Raw genomic sequence first — 14,944 nt, forward strand, 5'->3', positions numbered from 1 at the left:
GGACGCTGCGTCGCCATCGCCACGGATACGTTCATGTCCTGTTCATGTGGATGGGCTCAGTGAACGCGCCCGGCACCCACTGGGTGCAGTCACCGAAACCATGAAGCGGTTGGCTGGCCAGGCCACCCGTCTTGTAGATTCGAACGAAAGACGAGGCTCTGAAACCTCGCGGCATTCCACCGGCAACACAGACAGCAAAGAACGGCGGGCGAGGTCATGCGGCTCCGCGCACTCCTGGACACTCCCACCCTGGGCCTTCGGCTGCTCGGGGGCGAGGACGAGCTGGACCGTACGGTACGCGGCGTGATGACCACCGACCTGCGTGACCCCAGCCGCTACCTCTCCGGCGGCGAACTGGTGCTGACGGGGCTCGCGTGGCGCCGGGAGCCCGACGACTCCGAGCGGTTCGTCCGCATCCTGGCCACCGCCGGGGTCGCCGGACTCGCGGCGGGCGAGGCCGAGCTGGGCTCGGTCCCCGACGACCTAGTGCAGGCCTGCCTCCGGCACCGGCTGCCGCTGTTCTCCGTCGTCGAGGACGTCTCGTTCGCCTCCATCACCGAGCATGTCGTCCGCCAGGTCTCCAGCGAACGCGCGGGCGACCTGGCCGCCGTGGTGGACCGGCACCGGCGGCTGATGACCTCCGGCCCCACGGGCGGCGGCCCGGAGGTGGTCCTGGACCTGCTCGGCTCCGACCTGGACCTGCGGGCCTGGGTGCTCTCCCCCACCGGCCGGCAGATCGCGGGCTCGACGCTGGCGGACGCCGGCCCCGAACTCTCCGGCGAGGTCGCCGCCCGGCTCGCCGGCGAGCACCTGGCGGCGGCCCGCACGGGCCGCAGGGGCCCGCACCGCGTCACCCTGGACTCCGCCACCTTCTCCCTCTTCCCGATCCGCCACGAGGGCCGTGACCTGCGCCAGACGCTGCTGAGCGACTGGTTGCTGGCCGTCGAGGCGGACGCCGGCGACTGGCCCGACGAGCGGCTCGACCTGCTGCACGGGGTCACCCAGCTGATCGCCGTGGAGCGCGACCGGCGCGACGCGGCCCGCACGGTCCGCCGCCGGCTCGCCCAGGAGGTGCTGGAGCTCGTCCAGACCGGCGCGCCGCCCGCCGAGATCGCGGCCCGGCTGCGGGTGGCGGCCCCGGTGCTGCTGCCCGGACTGGGCGCCGCACCGCACTGGCAGATCGTGGTGGCCAGGGTCGAGTGGGAGGACGGCGACCTCCCCGGCGGCCCGGTGGCACAGAGCCTGCTGGAGGAGATGCTGGTCGACCCCGGCACCTTCGGCCCGGAGCCCTCCGACCGCATCGCCGTGGCGCACACCGGCGACGAGGCGGTGGCGCTGGTTCCGCTGCCCGTCCCGGACGAGCCCGGTGACGCCTCGATCACCGGCCTGCACGCCGATCAGCTGCTCTCCGTCGTCCGCGAGCCGCTGAGCCGCGGGCTGGCCGACGACGGGCGGCTGACGGTCGGGGTGAGCGCCGCGGTGCACTCGGCGGAGGGGCTGCGCGGCGCCCTGGAGGAGGCCCGGCACGCCCGCCGGGTCGCCGCGGCCCGCACGGGCCGGGTCTGCGCCGCCGGACACGAGGAGCTGGCCTCGCACGTCCTGCTGCTGCCGTTCGTGCCCGACGACGTCCGCCGGGCCTTCACCGCCCGCCTCCTGGACCCGCTGCGCGACTACGACCGCAAGCACCGCGCCGAGCTGATCCCCACCCTGGAGGCGTTCTTGGACTGCGACGGCTCCTGGACCCGCTGCGCCAGCCGCCTCCACCTGCACGTCAACACCCTCCGCTACCGGGTGGGCCGCATCGAGCAGCTCACCGGCCGCGACCTGTCCCGCCTGGAGGACAAGCTCGACTTCTTCCTGGCCCTGCGGATGAGCTGACGACGCCCCCGCCGGGCGTCGCGCCGCGACGGCCCCGCGCCCTGCGGCTCCCCGGGCCCCGCCGGTACGACCCGGCGGGGCCCGATTACTCCATCCGGGGTAACTCGATCGGGCGTCATCGCGCTCAACTTCCGCCTGCCGCAGGCCGGTCGCACAGTGCGGCGATGCGCCCGATCAGGGCCCTGCGGGGCCCGTGAACCCCCCTCCCGGGGATTGTGAATTCATTCACCCACCCCCTTGGCCGCACCACGGAATTCGTGCTGAGATTCGCCCACTGCTTCCAACTTCCAGCTCAATGGCGCGCTCGGGGAGGGCAATGTGGCGGATACCGCCATGTCGGAATCCGCGGATTCCGCGGATCCGGTCAGTTCTGCGGTTCCGGTGCCGATCGTGGTACCAGCACCCGCATCCGCACCGGAAACAGGCTCGGCAGGCACGGTCGAGGGGGACGACCCCCTCGACCGTGCCGTTTGGCGGCTGCGCTCCCGCGGCTGCTGGGACGACGCGGCCGCCCTGCTGGAACCGCACTCCGTCCACCACGCACCGTCCGCACTGCGCCGCGCCGCGCTGCTGGTCGAGCGGTGCATGTTCACGGCGGCCGGCTGGGCCGAGGCGGAGGACGCGCTGCGCGCCGCCGAGGCACTGGCGGGCACCGACGACGAGCGGGGCGGCGCGGCCTGCGAGCGCGGCCATCTCGCGTACGCCGCCACGGTCCTGGGCGTCCGCGACCGGGCCGACGAGGCCCGCTCCGCACTCGGCCGGGCCGCCGCGCTGCTGACGCCCACCGCGGCCGGGCGCCCGCTGCTGGACTTCCGCCGCGGGCTGATGGCCGAGCACGTCGCCGACAGCCCGGACTCGGCGCGGGCCGCCTACCGCCGCGCCCACGCCGGCGCCACCGCCCACGGCGACACCCTGCTGCTGTCCTTCACCTGGCGCCATCTGGCCGGACTGGCGCTGCGCGACGGCGAGTTGGCCGAGGCCCGGCACGGTTTCGCCGAGTCGCTGCGGATCCGCGAGGAACTCGGCTTCCTGGTCGGCACGGCACCGGCCCTCGTGGCGCTGGCCGAGGCCGCCCCGGACGCCGACGCGGACCGGCTGCGCGCCGAGGCGGCCCGGCTCTTCCGTCTCATGGGCGGCGTGCCCACCTGGCTCGCCGACCATCTGTCCACCGGCATCACGGCCACCTAGGACGTGTCCGTGCACCTCACGGGCGGCGGCCGGGCCAGCACTTTCCGTGGTGGCCCGGCCGCCGCCCGTACGTCACCGCCCGTGCCCGTTCATCCGCGCACCGTCAACCCCCCAACATCGGCCATGCCGGCTCCGTCGACGATTGGCCGGATCTGGACGGTCCCCGCCCCGGATCGGCCGGGGTGCGACGGTTGCCGCTCCGGCCGGCCGTCGACGCGCCGGGCGAACCCTGAGGTGGGACTATGGGCCGAAGGCCCGGGGAAGGGGTGTCTCACGACGCCCCACAGGCCCCGAGAATGGCCACAAGTCGCACTGTGAGGCGGCAGCGGGGTATGGATGCTGGTCCGGGACCAGCTGGCCCCACCCACTGGCACAGCCTTTCAGGAGGCCACATGACAGCAGGAGTGACCAACACGACCGCTGCAACCGACTGGGGCAAGGCAGATTTCGAGGCGATTTACAACTGCCCGGATCCCCGTAGGTACTTCACCACTCTGCACCCCCTGGACTACCAGATTCCGCACCACGGCCAAGCGGTCTTCCGCGCCGTGGCCGAGACCCTCCAGCGGCACCGGAGCGACCGCCCGCCGCTGAACGTCGTCGACCTCTGCTGCTCGTACGGGGTCAACGCCGCACTGCTCAACCACGAGCTGTCCCTCGCCGATCTCTACGGCCGCTACACGGCGAACGGCCACGCACTGCCGTCCACCGCCCAACTCGTCGAAGAGGACCGCTCGTTCTTCGCCACCCGGCGACGTGCCGAACCCTTGCGGGTGACCGGCATCGACGCGGCGGACCGCGCGGTCGGCTATGCGCGGGCGGTCGGCCTGCTCGACCACGGCTTCGCGGAGAACCTGGAACTCGACGAGCCGAGCCCGGAGCTGCGGAAGGTGCTGGCCGGCACCGACCTGATCACCGTCACCGGCGGTGTCGGCTATATCTCCGCGCGCACCTTCGGCCGCCTCTTCGACTGCGTGTCCGCACCGCCATGGGTCGCCGCGTTCGTCCTGCGCGAGGTGGACTACCGGCCGATCTCCGCCCTGCTGGCCCGGGCCGGGCTGGTGACGGAGAGGCTCACCACCCGCACCTTCCGTCAGCGGCAGTTCGCCGACGGCAACGAGCGGCAGGCGGCGTTCGACGCACTGGCCGCCCGGGGCCTGTCCACCGCACAGAAGGAAGCCGACGGCTTCTACCACGCCGACCTCTATCTCTCCCGGCCCGCCGCCGATGTCGCGGCCCTGCCACTGGAGGAGTTGCTGCCCGGCTAGCCGGCCCGGCGCCGGGCCGCCTCGGCCGGGCGGGCCCGCCCGGAGCGGGGTCAGTGCGGGTGGCGGGCCACCGACACATGTTCGCGGGTGATCCGCTCGGCCACCGCGTACTCCTGGGCGACCAGGGCGTCGAGCAGCGCCGTGTGCTCGGAGGCGTCGGCCAGCAGGTCGGCCGTGCGCCTCCGGGGACCGTCGGCCGGCGGCCGCTGGGAGCGGCGCAGCAGATCCCCGGTGACCTCGGTGAGCCAGCGGTTGCCGGTGAGCGACATCAGGGCGTCATGGAAGGCGTGGTCGGCCTCCGCGTAGCCGACCCGGTCCCCGCGGGCCGCGGCCGTGACGCCCTCCTCCGCGAGCGGGCGCAGCCCCTCGAAGCGCTCGGGGGGCAGCGCCCGGGCCAGCCGGACCACCGCGGGCACCTCCAGCATCGCCCGGACCTCGGCCAGCTCGGCGAGGTCGCGGGAGCTGCACTCGGCGACCCGGAAGCCGCGGTTGGGCACGACCTCGACGGCCCCTTCGCAGGCGAGCTGCTGCATGGCCTCGCGGACCGGGGTCGCGGAGACGCCGTAGCACTCGGCGAGCCCGGGTGCGGAGTAGACCTCGCCCGGGGTCAGCTCCCCGCCGACCAGTGCATGGCGCAGCGCGGCCAGCACCTGGCCGCGCACGGAGTGCCGCCGGGGCACGGGGGGACCGGCCTGCCCGGGCACCCGTGCCCCGGCGTGCGGTCCCTGTTCCGCTGTGCCCTGTTCCCTCACGGTTCCTCCTGACGTCTGAAGCACCATAGGCGGCGGACGCCCCAGTTCAAATCCGGGGCGCCGGTCAGAAGGCCCTGCGGGCCGCCAGGACTGGCGTTCAGCAGGCCGGGGTAAGCCTTCGAATAAGGTAAGCCTTACCTTCTGACGATCGCTGATTCGGTGGTCCCCCGCATGACTCGTGTCCCCGCCGCCCCGCCTGCCGTCCACCCCCTCGCCGAGGCCTACGACCGGCTCACCGCGGCCTTCCCCGGCCTGCGGGTGGCCCTGTGGGACACGACCCCGCCCAGCGGCGACGGCTGGGTCCGCGCGGCCGGGCTGGCGGCCGGCGGCGAGAGCCTGGAGTCCTTCCTCGCCTGGGACGACGCACGGATCGTGCGGGACTACGGACAGCGCGCCCGGCCGGACGTCGTCGCGGGCTTCGCGCTGCACCGCTACGCCTGGCCCGCCTGCCTGCTGATCACCGTCCCCTGGTTCCTGCACCGGCGGGTCCCGCGGCTGCCCGTGCAGGACGTCTGCTTCCAGCGGGAGCCGGGCCGGATGGCAGTGCGGATCGAGGCGTTCGCCTGCCTTCCGGACGATCCGGCGGCAGCGCTGCCCGGCGCCCGGGTGGTGCCGGACGAGGAGGCGCTGCGCGCCGAGGTCAGGGCGGCGGTGGCCGCCCACCTCGGGCCCGTCCTGGACGGTTTCCGCACCCGGATGCGGCGCGGGCCGCGGGCGCTGTGGGGCCTGGCGTCCGACGAGATCGCCGAGGGCCTGTGGTACATCGGGCACCTGCTGGGCGAGGAGCAGCGCGCGGTGGCCGCGCTGGAGCTGCTGCTGCCGGGCGCCACCGCTCCGTACGCGGGCGGCGCGGGGTTCCGCGAGCTGACCGGACCGCGCGGCGAGGCCCTGGCGACCCGGGACCGCGCCAGCTGCTGCATGTTCTACACACTGCGCCCCGAGGACACCTGCCTCACCTGCCCGCGCACCCTCGACGAGGAGCGCGTCCGGCGCCTCACCGCAGCCGGCTGAGGCTCCCGCCGTGTGCGGACGGGTCCCGGGTCGCGGTACGTGCCCGCCGGGGCCGGGAGGGACGGGCCGGGGCCGCACGGAACACCCGCCGGGGTGAGGTTCGTCGAACTCAACTCCGCATACACGGAAGACAGTTCGACCACAGGATGACTCATCCTCCCCCTTGGCGTTCTCTTGCCCCGAAACCCACTGGGCGGGGTGCGGATTCCGCCAGGATGTCGCGCGAAATCGTGTAGCCGAGGCAAAGGGACCCCAGAATGAGGATGACCGACATATCGCTGGATTGGCTGGTTCCCGGAGCCCTGGTGCTCGTCGGTGTGCCGGTGGCCGTGGCGCTGGTGGTGCGCGGCAGGCGTGCGGCCGCGCGGTCCGGCGGGGAGGACTCCTGGGAGCGCAGCGAGGAGCGCCGCCGCCGTAAGGAGACCGTCTTCGCCTCGGCCTCCTATCTGCTGCTGTTCTGCTGTGCGGCGGTCGCCGCCGCGCTGTCCTTCCATGGTCTGGTCGGCTTCGGCGTGCAGAACCTCAACCTCTCCGGGGGCTGGGAGTACCTGGTGCCGTTCGGGCTCGACGGCGCGGCGATGTTCTGCTCCGTGCTCGCCGTGCGGGAGGCCAGCCACGGTGACGCGGCGCTGGGCTCGCGGATGCTGGTGTGGACGTTCGCGGGCGCGGCGGCGTGGTTCAACTGGGTGCATGCGCCGCGCGGCCTGGACCACGCGGGCGCACCGCAGTTCTTCGCCGGGATGTCGCTGTCGGCGGCGGTCCTCTTCGACCGGGCGCTCAAGCAGACCCGCCGGGCCGCGCTGCGCGAACAGGGCCTGGTGCCCCGTCCGCTGCCGCAGATCCGGATCGTCCGCTGGCTGCGCGCTCCCCGCGAGACCTTCGCGGCCTGGTCGCTGATGCTGCTGGAGGGCGTACGGACGCTGGACGAGGCGGTCGAGGAGGTCCGCGAGGACCGGCGCGAGAAGGAGGCGCACCGCCTTCGCCGGCGCGAGCAGGGCAGGCTCGACCGCGCACGCCTCAAGGCCATCAACCGGCAGCACCGCAGCTGGGGCCTCGGGCGTGGTGGCGGCCGGCAGTTGGTGACGACGGCAGCGGCCCCCGCGGAGGTGGCCGGACCCGACCCCGCCATAGCCGGCGACGTCGAGCCGCCGCGGACCGGGGACCTGCCGTCACGCGCCCGTCCGGCACTCAAGGCCGTGTCCGGCGCTGAGGCCGAGGGCGCCGGCACCGCGGCCCCGCGGACCGTGGATCTCACCGCCGAGGACGACACCCAGACGATTCCCCGTCTGGACTCCCTGGAGGAGAAGCTCGCCGAGATCGAACGGCAATTCGGCTGACCGGCGGCGGACCGCGCCCTCGGGCACCCCCGCCCAGGGGTCAGGCCGGTCCGCCGCCCAGTTCGAACCACACGCTCTTGCCGAGGCTTTCGGTGCGTATCCCCCAGGCGTCGGCTAAGGAGCGCACCAGCATCAGCCCCCTGCCGGAGGTCCCGTCGGTCGTCGGCGCGCGCGGCTCGGGACGGCCGGGGACGAAGTCCCTGACCTCCACCCGCAGCCGGTCGCCGACCCTGGCCGTGACGACGGCCCCGCCCTCCGCATGCACCAGCGCGTTGGTGACCAGCTCGCTGGTGAGCAGCGTCGCGACCTCCGCGAGTTCGCCGTCCCCCGGCGACGCCCAGCGGCTGAGCAGCTGGCGCAGCTCCCTGCGCACCTCGCCGACCGCTTTCAGATCCGCATGCCGCACCTTGCGCTCCAGTACACCCGGCGCTCGTGCGGTGATCCCCCCGTCCCGGCCCCCCTCGGCCGTTTCCTGCCGTCTGTCCCGTCCTTCGCGCCGCACAGGCTGACGCATTTTCTCCCCCGCCCCCAACGAACTTCGGCGCTCTGCCTCGAACAGCCTCACGCTCAGCATGCCCATCCGCTCTGCCGCCATGCTTCGGTTTTGCCGCTTCCGCCCGCCTTGCCGCCGATCCGCCGCCTGCGCGCCGGGTGGGCCGGGCGGGGCCCGGGGGGCCTCCCTGCTCGGGTCCGGCCGGACGGACACCCCTGAGTGGGTATGTCTGACCCGAGCCTGTCGTGGGAGCCCGGCCGGGGCTGCCGGGCACTCCCCGGCGACCGCCGGGACCCCGCCCGCGCCCGGGAGGCGTCGGGGAGTACGAGCGTGAGGAGCCGCTGTGCACGACGACCGTCTGCTGGTGGAGGGGCGCCTGGAGCGGGCGCTGGGGCAGTTCATCCGGCCCGCGCAGTACGCGGCGCGGGTGCCGCTGCGGCTGGCCGTCTGGCACGCGCCGGTCATGGGGGGATCTCCTGCGCGAGGGGGGTCGGGAGAGGGGGAAACGGTGCCGGTGGGCGAGGCGCTGCGGGCCGCGTACGAGCCGTTCACGGTCGGCGAGCCCTGGGGGCCGCCGTGGTCCACGAGCTGGTTCCGGCTGGCGGGCGAGGTGCCGCAGGAGTGGGCGGGGCGGCGGGTGGAGGCCGTCATCGACCCCGGCTTCAGCGGTGACGGGCCCGGGTTCCAGGCCGAGGGCCTCGTCTACGACGCCGAGGGCGTACCGATCAAGGGCATCCACCCGCGCAACCGGCACGTCCCCGTGGGCGCGCCGGCCGGCGGTGGCGAGGAGGTCCGCCTGCTGCTGGAGGCGGCCGCGAACCCGGCGGTGCTGCGGGACTTCCGCCCCACCGACCTCGGCGATGTGCGCACCGCTCCGAGCCGGCCGCTGTACCGCTTCGCCTCGGCGGATCTCGCGGTGCTCGACGAGACGGTCTGGCAGTTGGTCCTGGACATCGAGGTGCTGTCGGAGCTGATGCACGAGCTGCCGGCCGACGGCTCGCGCCGGCACGAGATCCTGCGGGCCCTGGAGGACATGCTGGACGCGCTCGACCTGCACGACGTCGGCGCCACCGCGGCCGCCGGGCGCGACGCGCTGGCGGACGTCCTGAGCCGCCCGGCCGCGGCGAGCGCCCACCGCGTCTCGGCCACCGGACATGCCCATATCGACTCCGCCTGGCTGTGGCCGCTGCGCGAGACCGTGCGCAAGGCGTCCCGCACCTTCGCCAATGTCACCCAGCTGGCCCAGGAGTACCCGGAAGTGGTGTTCGCCTGCTCCCAGGCGCAGCAGTACGCCTGGGTCAAGGAGCACCAGCCGCACATCTGGGAACGCATCAAGGAGGCCGTACGGGACGGCAATTGGGCGCCGGTGGGCTCGATGTGGGTGGAGTCCGACGCCAATATGCCCGGCGGTGAGGCGCTGGCCCGGCAGCTGGCGTGCGGCAAGCGCTTCTTCCTGGAGGAGCTGGGCGTGGAGACCGAGGAGGTCTGGCTGCCGGACTCCTTCGGCTACACCGCCGCCTTCCCGCAGCTGGCGCGGCTGGCCGGCGCGAAGTGGTTCCTCACCCAGAAGCTGTCGTGGAACCAGACCGACAAGATGCCGCACCACACCTTCTGGTGGGAGGGCATCGACGGCACCCGCGTCTTCACCCACTTCCCGCCGGTCGACACCTACAACTCCCGGCTGGCCGCCGCCGAACTCGCCCACGCCGAACGCAACTTCGCCGAGAAGGGCCGCGCCACCCGCTCCCTGGTGCCGTTCGGCTGGGGCGACGGCGGGGGCGGCCCGACCCGCGAGATGCTGGAGCGGGCCCGCCGGCTGCGCTCCCTGGAAGGCTCGCCGCGCGTCGCGATCGAGCCGCCCGCCCGGTTCTTCGCGGCCGCCCACGCGGAGTACGGGGCGGCGGCGCCGGTCTGGTCCGGTGAGCTGTACCTCCAGTTCCACCGCGGCACGTACACCTCGCAGGCGAAGACCAAGCAGGGCAACCGGCGCAGCGAACACCTGCTGCGCGAGGCCGAGTTGTGGGCCGCGACGGCGGCGGTGCGGACGGGCGGCGGCTACGCCTACCCGTACGACGCCCTCGACCGCCTCTGGAAGACCGTGCTGCTGCACCAGTTCCACGACATCCTGCCGGGGTCGTCGATCGCCTGGGTCCACCGCGAGGCCCGGGACACCTACGCGGCGGTCGCGGCCGAGCTGACCGGCATCATCGAGACGGCACTCGGGGCGCTGGCGGACGGGGACGCGGCGGCCGGGAGTCCGACGGTGTTCAACGCCTCGCCCTACGACCGCAACGAGGTCGTGGCGCTGCCGGCGGCGCCCGGGGCGGACGGGCCCACCGAGGTCGCGGTGCACGTCCCCGCGCTGGGCTCGGCCGCCGTCCGCCCGGCCGCCCCGGACTCCGCCACCCCGCCGCCCCCTCCCGTACGGGCGGACGCCGACGCCGGGGACACCGTCACGCTCGACAACGGGCTGCTGCGGGTGGTCGTCGACGCCGACGGCCTGCTGACGTCGGTGCGTGATCTGCACGCCGGGCGGGAGGTGCTGGCGCCGGGCGCCCGCGGCAATCTGCTGCAGCTGCACCCCGACCACCCCAACCAGTACGACGCCTGGGACCTCGACCGGCACTACCGCCGCCGGCACACCGATCTGGCCGAGGCCGAGTCCGTCGAGCTGACCGCGGCCGGGCCGCTGTCCGCGACGGTCCGGGTGACCAGGGCGTTCGGCGCGTCCCGGATCACCCAGGAGCTGACGCTGCGGGCGGGCTCGCACCGCCTCGACATCGCCTGCGACATCGACTGGCACGAGTCGGAGAAGGTCCTCAAGGCCGCCTTCCCCCTGGACGTGCACGCCGAACAGTGCGCCTGCGAGGTGCAGTTCGGGCATGTCCACCGCCCCACCCACACCAACACCAGCTGGGACGCGGCCCGCTTCGAGATCTGCGCCCACCGCTGGCTGCGGGTCGCCGAGCCCGGCTACGGCGTCGCCCTGCTCAACGACTCCACCTACGGCCACGACGTCACCCGCACCCCGCACCCCGAGGGCCTGGGCACGACGGTCCGGCTGACCCTGCTGCGCGCGCCGCACAGCCCCGACCCCGAGACCGACCAGGGCAGTCACCGCTTCCGCTACGCGCTGCTGCCGGGCGCCGGGACCGGCGAGGCGGTCGCCGAGGGGCTGGCACTCAACCTGCCCCTGCGGACCGCCACCGCACCGCCCGTCCCCCCGCTGATCCGCGTCGACCACCCGGCCGTGACCGTCGAGTCGGTCAAGCTCGCCGAGGACCGCAGCGGCGATGTGGTGGTGCGGCTCTACGAGTCGCACGGCGGCCGGGCGAGCGGCACCCTCTCCCCCGGCTTCCCGGTCGAACGGGCCACCGTGACCGACCTGCTGGAGCGGCCGCTGCACGAGGAGGAGGGCGGGCCGACCTCGGATGTGGCGGTGGAGCTGCGCCCGTTCCAGATCCTGACGCTCCGGCTGCGGCCGCAGTGCCCGCCGGGGAGCTGAACCGGGTTCCGGGCGGGCGGGGCCCGGGCCGGCTCCCGCGCCCTGACCGGTTCTCGTCACCTGCCGTGGCACCGCATGCTGGAATGCTTCCAACGCACTTGCCATTCACGGGGGTTGTCGATGGTGTACGTACGCGATCTGGTGCGCGAGGTGGTGGCGGAGCACGCGGCGCACGAATTGCCGCTCGTCGACAGCCTGCGCAGGCTCGATGACGACGAGGTCGTCCGCACCCTCGGCCGGCGGGGGCAGAAGCGGGAACCGCTCGGCTTCGGCTATGCCGAGGTGGCCGCGCTGGTCACCCCCGTGGTCTGGCTCGTGCTCGACCAGGCGGCCCGGCGTGCGGTCGACACGGCCACCGAGAGCCTGCTGACGCGGGGCCGCTCGGGAGTGCGCAGGATGCTGCGCCGCGCTCCGGCCCCGCCGCAGCGGGTGCCGGTCGAGCTGGACCCGGCCGAGCTCGCGCTCGTCAGGGCGCAGATCCTGGAGCGGGCGGCCGAGCGGGGCATCGAGGCCCGGGAGGCCGAGGCCCTGGCGGACGGCGTCGTGGCGAGGCTTGCGACGGCGGCGGCCGAGACCCGCCCCGAGCTGCCTCCCACACCCGACGCCGCCTCGTGAAGGGCTTCGCCGCCTTCCGGAGCGCGACCGGGACCGGGCCCCGGTTCGCGCTCCTGATGGTTCTCGTGACGGTGTCGAGCGTTCCCCTCTTCGGCACCCTGTTCACGGTCGTCCTGGAGCGGAACAACCCGCGGCGCGGCCTGACCGGCGCCATGGGCTGCCTGTACGCCGCCGGGTTCGACCCCGCCCAGAGCGACACGGACAACATGACGGCGACCATGCGCCGTTCGCCCGCCCTGGTGAAGTGCCTGGGCGAACAGCCGGTGTCCTACGCGGGCGTGATCGCGACGCTGGTGCTGCTCGCCGTCGCGGGGCTGGTGTACTGGTGTCTGCCGAAGGTGCGCGACCGGCGGCGCCGGTTGGTGCCGGTCGAGGCCGTGGACGCCGACGGCACGCTGCGGGCGGAGCTGGCCGCGCTGGCCGAACGCACCGGGATCCGCTCGGACGTGCGCTTCCGCATCGACCCAGCCCGGATGACCTCCGGCGCCGGTGTCCACGGCCGCACCGGCAGATACACCGTCTGCCTGCACGCGGGCCTGCCGGCCCGGCGCGGCACCGACCCGGAGGGCTTCCGCGCCGTCGTCCTGCACGAACTCGCCCACATCCACCACCGGGACGTGGACTACGCCTACGCCGCCACGGTGCTGTGGCGGGTCTTCGTCCTCTTCGCCCTGCTGCCGGACTTCGCCCTGATCGGCTGGGCCGTCTTCCTCGTCGTCTCCGGCACCGAGACGCCGTGGTGGCCCGGGGCCGCGCCCGAGGTGCTGGCCTTTGTCACCACCGGACTCCTGCTGGCCGGACTGGTACATCTGGCCCGGGCGGATCTGCTGCGCCGGCGGGAACACCACGCCGACCTTCGAGCGGTCGCCTGGGGCGCGCACCCCGCCAACTGGGACCGGCCCGACCCGCCGGGCACCGTGGCCCCCCTGCTGCACCGGCTCACCGCGCTGCTGCGGACCCACCCCGGCTGGGCGGAACGCCGGCGGGTCCTCGCCGATCGCGATCACCTCCTCCGGGTCAGTCCGCTGGAGATGTTCCTGGCCGGCGCCTCGGCCTCGATGCTCTTCGGGTCGCTGGCCACGCTCCCCTTCCGGCCCCTGGCGCACGGCGCTCTGTGGCTCACGGTCGCGCTGGTGGCTCCGGTGCTCTGCATCGCCCTGGGCCTGCCGGTCGTACGGGCCTCGCGCACGGCCGGTGGGGCCCCCGGGTCCGGCGCGCTCCCGGGCCTCTGGCTCGGCTGCGGCCTGCTGGTGGGGGAGTTCGTGGCCAGCGGCCGGTACCGGGTCGACTGGCTGCTGCCGCAGCCCCTGTATCTGCTCGCGTTCCTCTTCATCGGGGCGGTGCCCGCGGTGTGGTGGTCCCAGACCCTGCGCCTGGCCCTCGGTCTGCCGAAACGGGGTCAGCGCCGTGCGGCGGCCGTGGTGTGTGCGCTGGTGACCGCGACGGTGCTGTGGGGCGGGCTGACGTGGTGGCGGCTGGGAGGCGAGCGCATCGCGCTGGGGGGCGGCGGCGATCTGGGCGGGGCGCTGGCCAGGGCCTACGCCGAGGCGGTCCCGGGCGCCTGGCAGGACTACGACATGGACCTGTCGGCCCTCTCCTACGGCCTGTCCCTGCTCTCGCCGCTGCACCGGCAGGTTCCGGTCGGAGTCGCCGTGCTCCTGATGTGGCTCGTACCGCTGGTCCTGCTGCTGTGGCAACGACCCGGCGCGGGTCCGCGGGTGCGCCGGACGCTCGTCGCCGGCTGTGCGGGCGGGCTGGTGTCCTGGGCGGGACTGGCCCTGACGTGGTCCGTGGGGCACGCCCGGCGGCCGGCCACGGTGAAGGAGCGGACCGGTCCCTTCCTCGTCGTCCACCAGTGGTGGGTGATCGTGACGGTACTGGCGGTCTGTCTGCTGACGGCCGCCGTCGTGGCCGCCTTCTCCCGGCGGCACTGGCTGCTGCGCGCGGTGATCGCCGCTCAGGTGACCCAACTGACGGCGTACGGTGCGGTGTTCCTCCTGTCCTCGGCCGACGGGTGCCTGGGGCCGCTGAACACCGTCCTCGACGTCTGCCGGTGGCACCCCCGCAACGGCCTGGCCCTCGGCACGGCCGTCACTCTCCTCACCCTCACCAACGCCGTGCTCGGCTCGGCCTGCGCGGCCCTCCTGGGCGCAGGTACGGCAGGGATCGTACGGCGGTTGCGGGGACGGCCTGCGGTGCGCCTCCCGGCAGTCCCGGCGCCCGCCGTGCCGGTACGCCGGCGCCCGGTCCTCCTGAAGGCGGGTACGGCGCTCACGCTCGGCGTGCCCGCTGTGCTGCTGACCGTCGTGGCGAGCACTCAGGTCGCCGTCACCTCCGCCGCGTCCCCGTTCTCGCCGAAGGCGGCAGCCCGGGGAACGAAGGGACCGGACGGCAGCCCGCCGCCGACGCAGACACGCACGATGCGTACGTGGCAGACCTGGTCCTGGCTGAACAACGGCGGGAACCTGCACACCCAGCGCATCAACGCCGCCCAACTGGCGCTGAACGCCGAGCTGCTGAAGGCCGCCGCCCGCAAGCGGGACACGAACGGGCAGGTCCCGGTGGACGAGAAGACGTTCCACCGCGTCTGCGGCGCCTTGGGCAAGCGGGTCGAAGAGGCCCAGGACTACTTCCCGGTCCCCAGCCCCGACCTGCAGAAGTCCTGGTCGGACGCGCTGAGCCGGCTGCATCACGGCACCGGGCGCTGCCAGGAGGCGATGATCCCGCCCAAGGGCGGACCGCGCAGGACGGATGCGGAACGCTCACAGCAGTTCTCCGCGTCTCTCAAGGAGTTGGCCGCCGGACTGCGCAGCTTCGTCGCCGCGCGCCAGGACATCCAGAAGGCGGCCACCTCGAAGACCAAGTAGGGCCGGGGCCGGCCGTCCGCTGCGTACGGC

General features: G+C 74.0%; 10 protein-coding genes. 8 read left to right on the top strand and 2 right to left on the bottom strand.

The window, feature by feature from the left end; genetic code table 11:
- Positions 1–216 precede the first annotated feature (216 nt).
- The 3 genes from AB0411_RS02680 (at position 217) to AB0411_RS02690 (ending at position 4,334) form a co-directional block, all read left to right on the top strand.
- On the top strand, positions 217–1,878 hold the full coding sequence (locus AB0411_RS02680; RefSeq protein WP_366415350.1) for a PucR family transcriptional regulator: 1,662 nt from the start codon (positions 217–219) through the stop codon (positions 1,876–1,878).
- A gap of 333 nt (positions 1,879–2,211) precedes the next feature.
- Complete coding sequence (locus tag AB0411_RS02685) at positions 2,212–3,066, top strand: hypothetical protein (RefSeq protein ID WP_403145013.1); 855 nt, start codon at positions 2,212–2,214, stop codon at positions 3,064–3,066.
- 392 nt (positions 3,067–3,458) lie between these two features.
- Positions 3,459–4,334 (top strand): hypothetical protein, encoded by an 876-nt coding sequence (locus tag AB0411_RS02690; protein ID WP_366415351.1) that lies wholly within the window; start codon positions 3,459–3,461, stop codon positions 4,332–4,334.
- 50 nt (positions 4,335–4,384) lie between these two features.
- Here AB0411_RS02690 and AB0411_RS02695 read toward each other — a convergent pair whose 3' ends face one another.
- Positions 4,385–5,113 (bottom strand): GntR family transcriptional regulator, encoded by a 729-nt coding sequence (locus AB0411_RS02695; RefSeq protein WP_366415352.1) that lies wholly within the window; start codon positions 5,111–5,113, stop codon positions 4,385–4,387.
- Positions 5,114–5,257: 144 nt separating this feature from the next.
- On the opposite strand from AB0411_RS02695, the gene AB0411_RS02700 reads away from it, so the two are divergent.
- Both AB0411_RS02700 and AB0411_RS02705 read left to right on the top strand, forming a co-directional pair.
- On the top strand, positions 5,258–6,097 hold the full coding sequence (locus AB0411_RS02700; RefSeq protein ID WP_366415353.1) for a (2Fe-2S)-binding protein: 840 nt from the start codon (positions 5,258–5,260) through the stop codon (positions 6,095–6,097).
- A gap of 257 nt (positions 6,098–6,354) precedes the next feature.
- Complete coding sequence (locus tag AB0411_RS02705; protein ID WP_366415354.1) at positions 6,355–7,434, top strand: DUF2637 domain-containing protein; 1,080 nt, start codon at positions 6,355–6,357, stop codon at positions 7,432–7,434.
- Positions 7,435–7,474: 40 nt separating this feature from the next.
- Here AB0411_RS02705 and AB0411_RS02710 read toward each other — a convergent pair whose 3' ends face one another.
- Entirely contained in the window at positions 7,475–7,840 is a 366-nt protein-coding gene (locus AB0411_RS02710; RefSeq protein ID WP_381846766.1) for an ATP-binding protein, read from the bottom strand.
- 430 nt (positions 7,841–8,270) lie between these two features.
- Here AB0411_RS02710 and AB0411_RS02715 point away from each other — a divergent pair, with 430 nt between their 5' ends.
- The 3 genes from AB0411_RS02715 (at position 8,271) to AB0411_RS02725 (ending at position 14,914) form a co-directional block, all read left to right on the top strand.
- Positions 8,271–11,432: an alpha-mannosidase gene (locus tag AB0411_RS02715; protein WP_366415355.1), complete on the top strand. Its 3,162-nt coding sequence runs from the start codon at positions 8,271–8,273 to the stop codon at positions 11,430–11,432.
- 120 nt (positions 11,433–11,552) lie between these two features.
- Positions 11,553–12,047: a hypothetical protein gene (locus AB0411_RS02720; protein ID WP_366415356.1), complete on the top strand. Its 495-nt coding sequence runs from the start codon at positions 11,553–11,555 to the stop codon at positions 12,045–12,047.
- Between the two features lie 71 nt (positions 12,048–12,118).
- On the top strand, positions 12,119–14,914 hold the full coding sequence (locus tag AB0411_RS02725; RefSeq protein WP_366415357.1) for a M48 family metalloprotease: 2,796 nt from the start codon (positions 12,119–12,121) through the stop codon (positions 14,912–14,914).
- Positions 14,915–14,944 lie beyond the last annotated feature (30 nt).

The sequence above is a fragment of the Streptomyces angustmyceticus genome, assembly GCF_040701845.1.
Taxonomy (GTDB): Bacteria; Actinomycetota; Actinomycetes; order Streptomycetales; family Streptomycetaceae; genus Streptomyces; species Streptomyces angustmyceticus_A.

What these genes read in the sequence shown, in the direction of transcription:
- AB0411_RS02700 (WP_366415353.1), top strand. Translation starts at nt 5,258, where the DNA reads ATGACTCGTGTCCCCGCCGCCCCGCCTGCCGTCCACCCCCTCGCCGAG.
- AB0411_RS02720 (WP_366415356.1), top strand. Translation starts at nt 11,553, where the DNA reads ATGGTGTACGTACGCGATCTGGTGCGCGAGGTGGTGGCGGAGCACGCG.
- AB0411_RS02680 (WP_366415350.1), top strand. Translation starts at nt 217, where the DNA reads ATGCGGCTCCGCGCACTCCTGGACACTCCCACCCTGGGCCTTCGGCTG.
- AB0411_RS02705 (WP_366415354.1), top strand. Translation starts at nt 6,355, where the DNA reads ATGAGGATGACCGACATATCGCTGGATTGGCTGGTTCCCGGAGCCCTG.
- AB0411_RS02685 (WP_403145013.1), top strand. Translation starts at nt 2,212, where the DNA reads ATGTCGGAATCCGCGGATTCCGCGGATCCGGTCAGTTCTGCGGTTCCG.
- AB0411_RS02695 (WP_366415352.1), bottom strand. Translation starts at nt 5,113, where the DNA reads ATGGTGCTTCAGACGTCAGGAGGAACCGTGAGGGAACAGGGCACAGCG.
- AB0411_RS02690 (WP_366415351.1), top strand. Translation starts at nt 3,459, where the DNA reads ATGACAGCAGGAGTGACCAACACGACCGCTGCAACCGACTGGGGCAAG.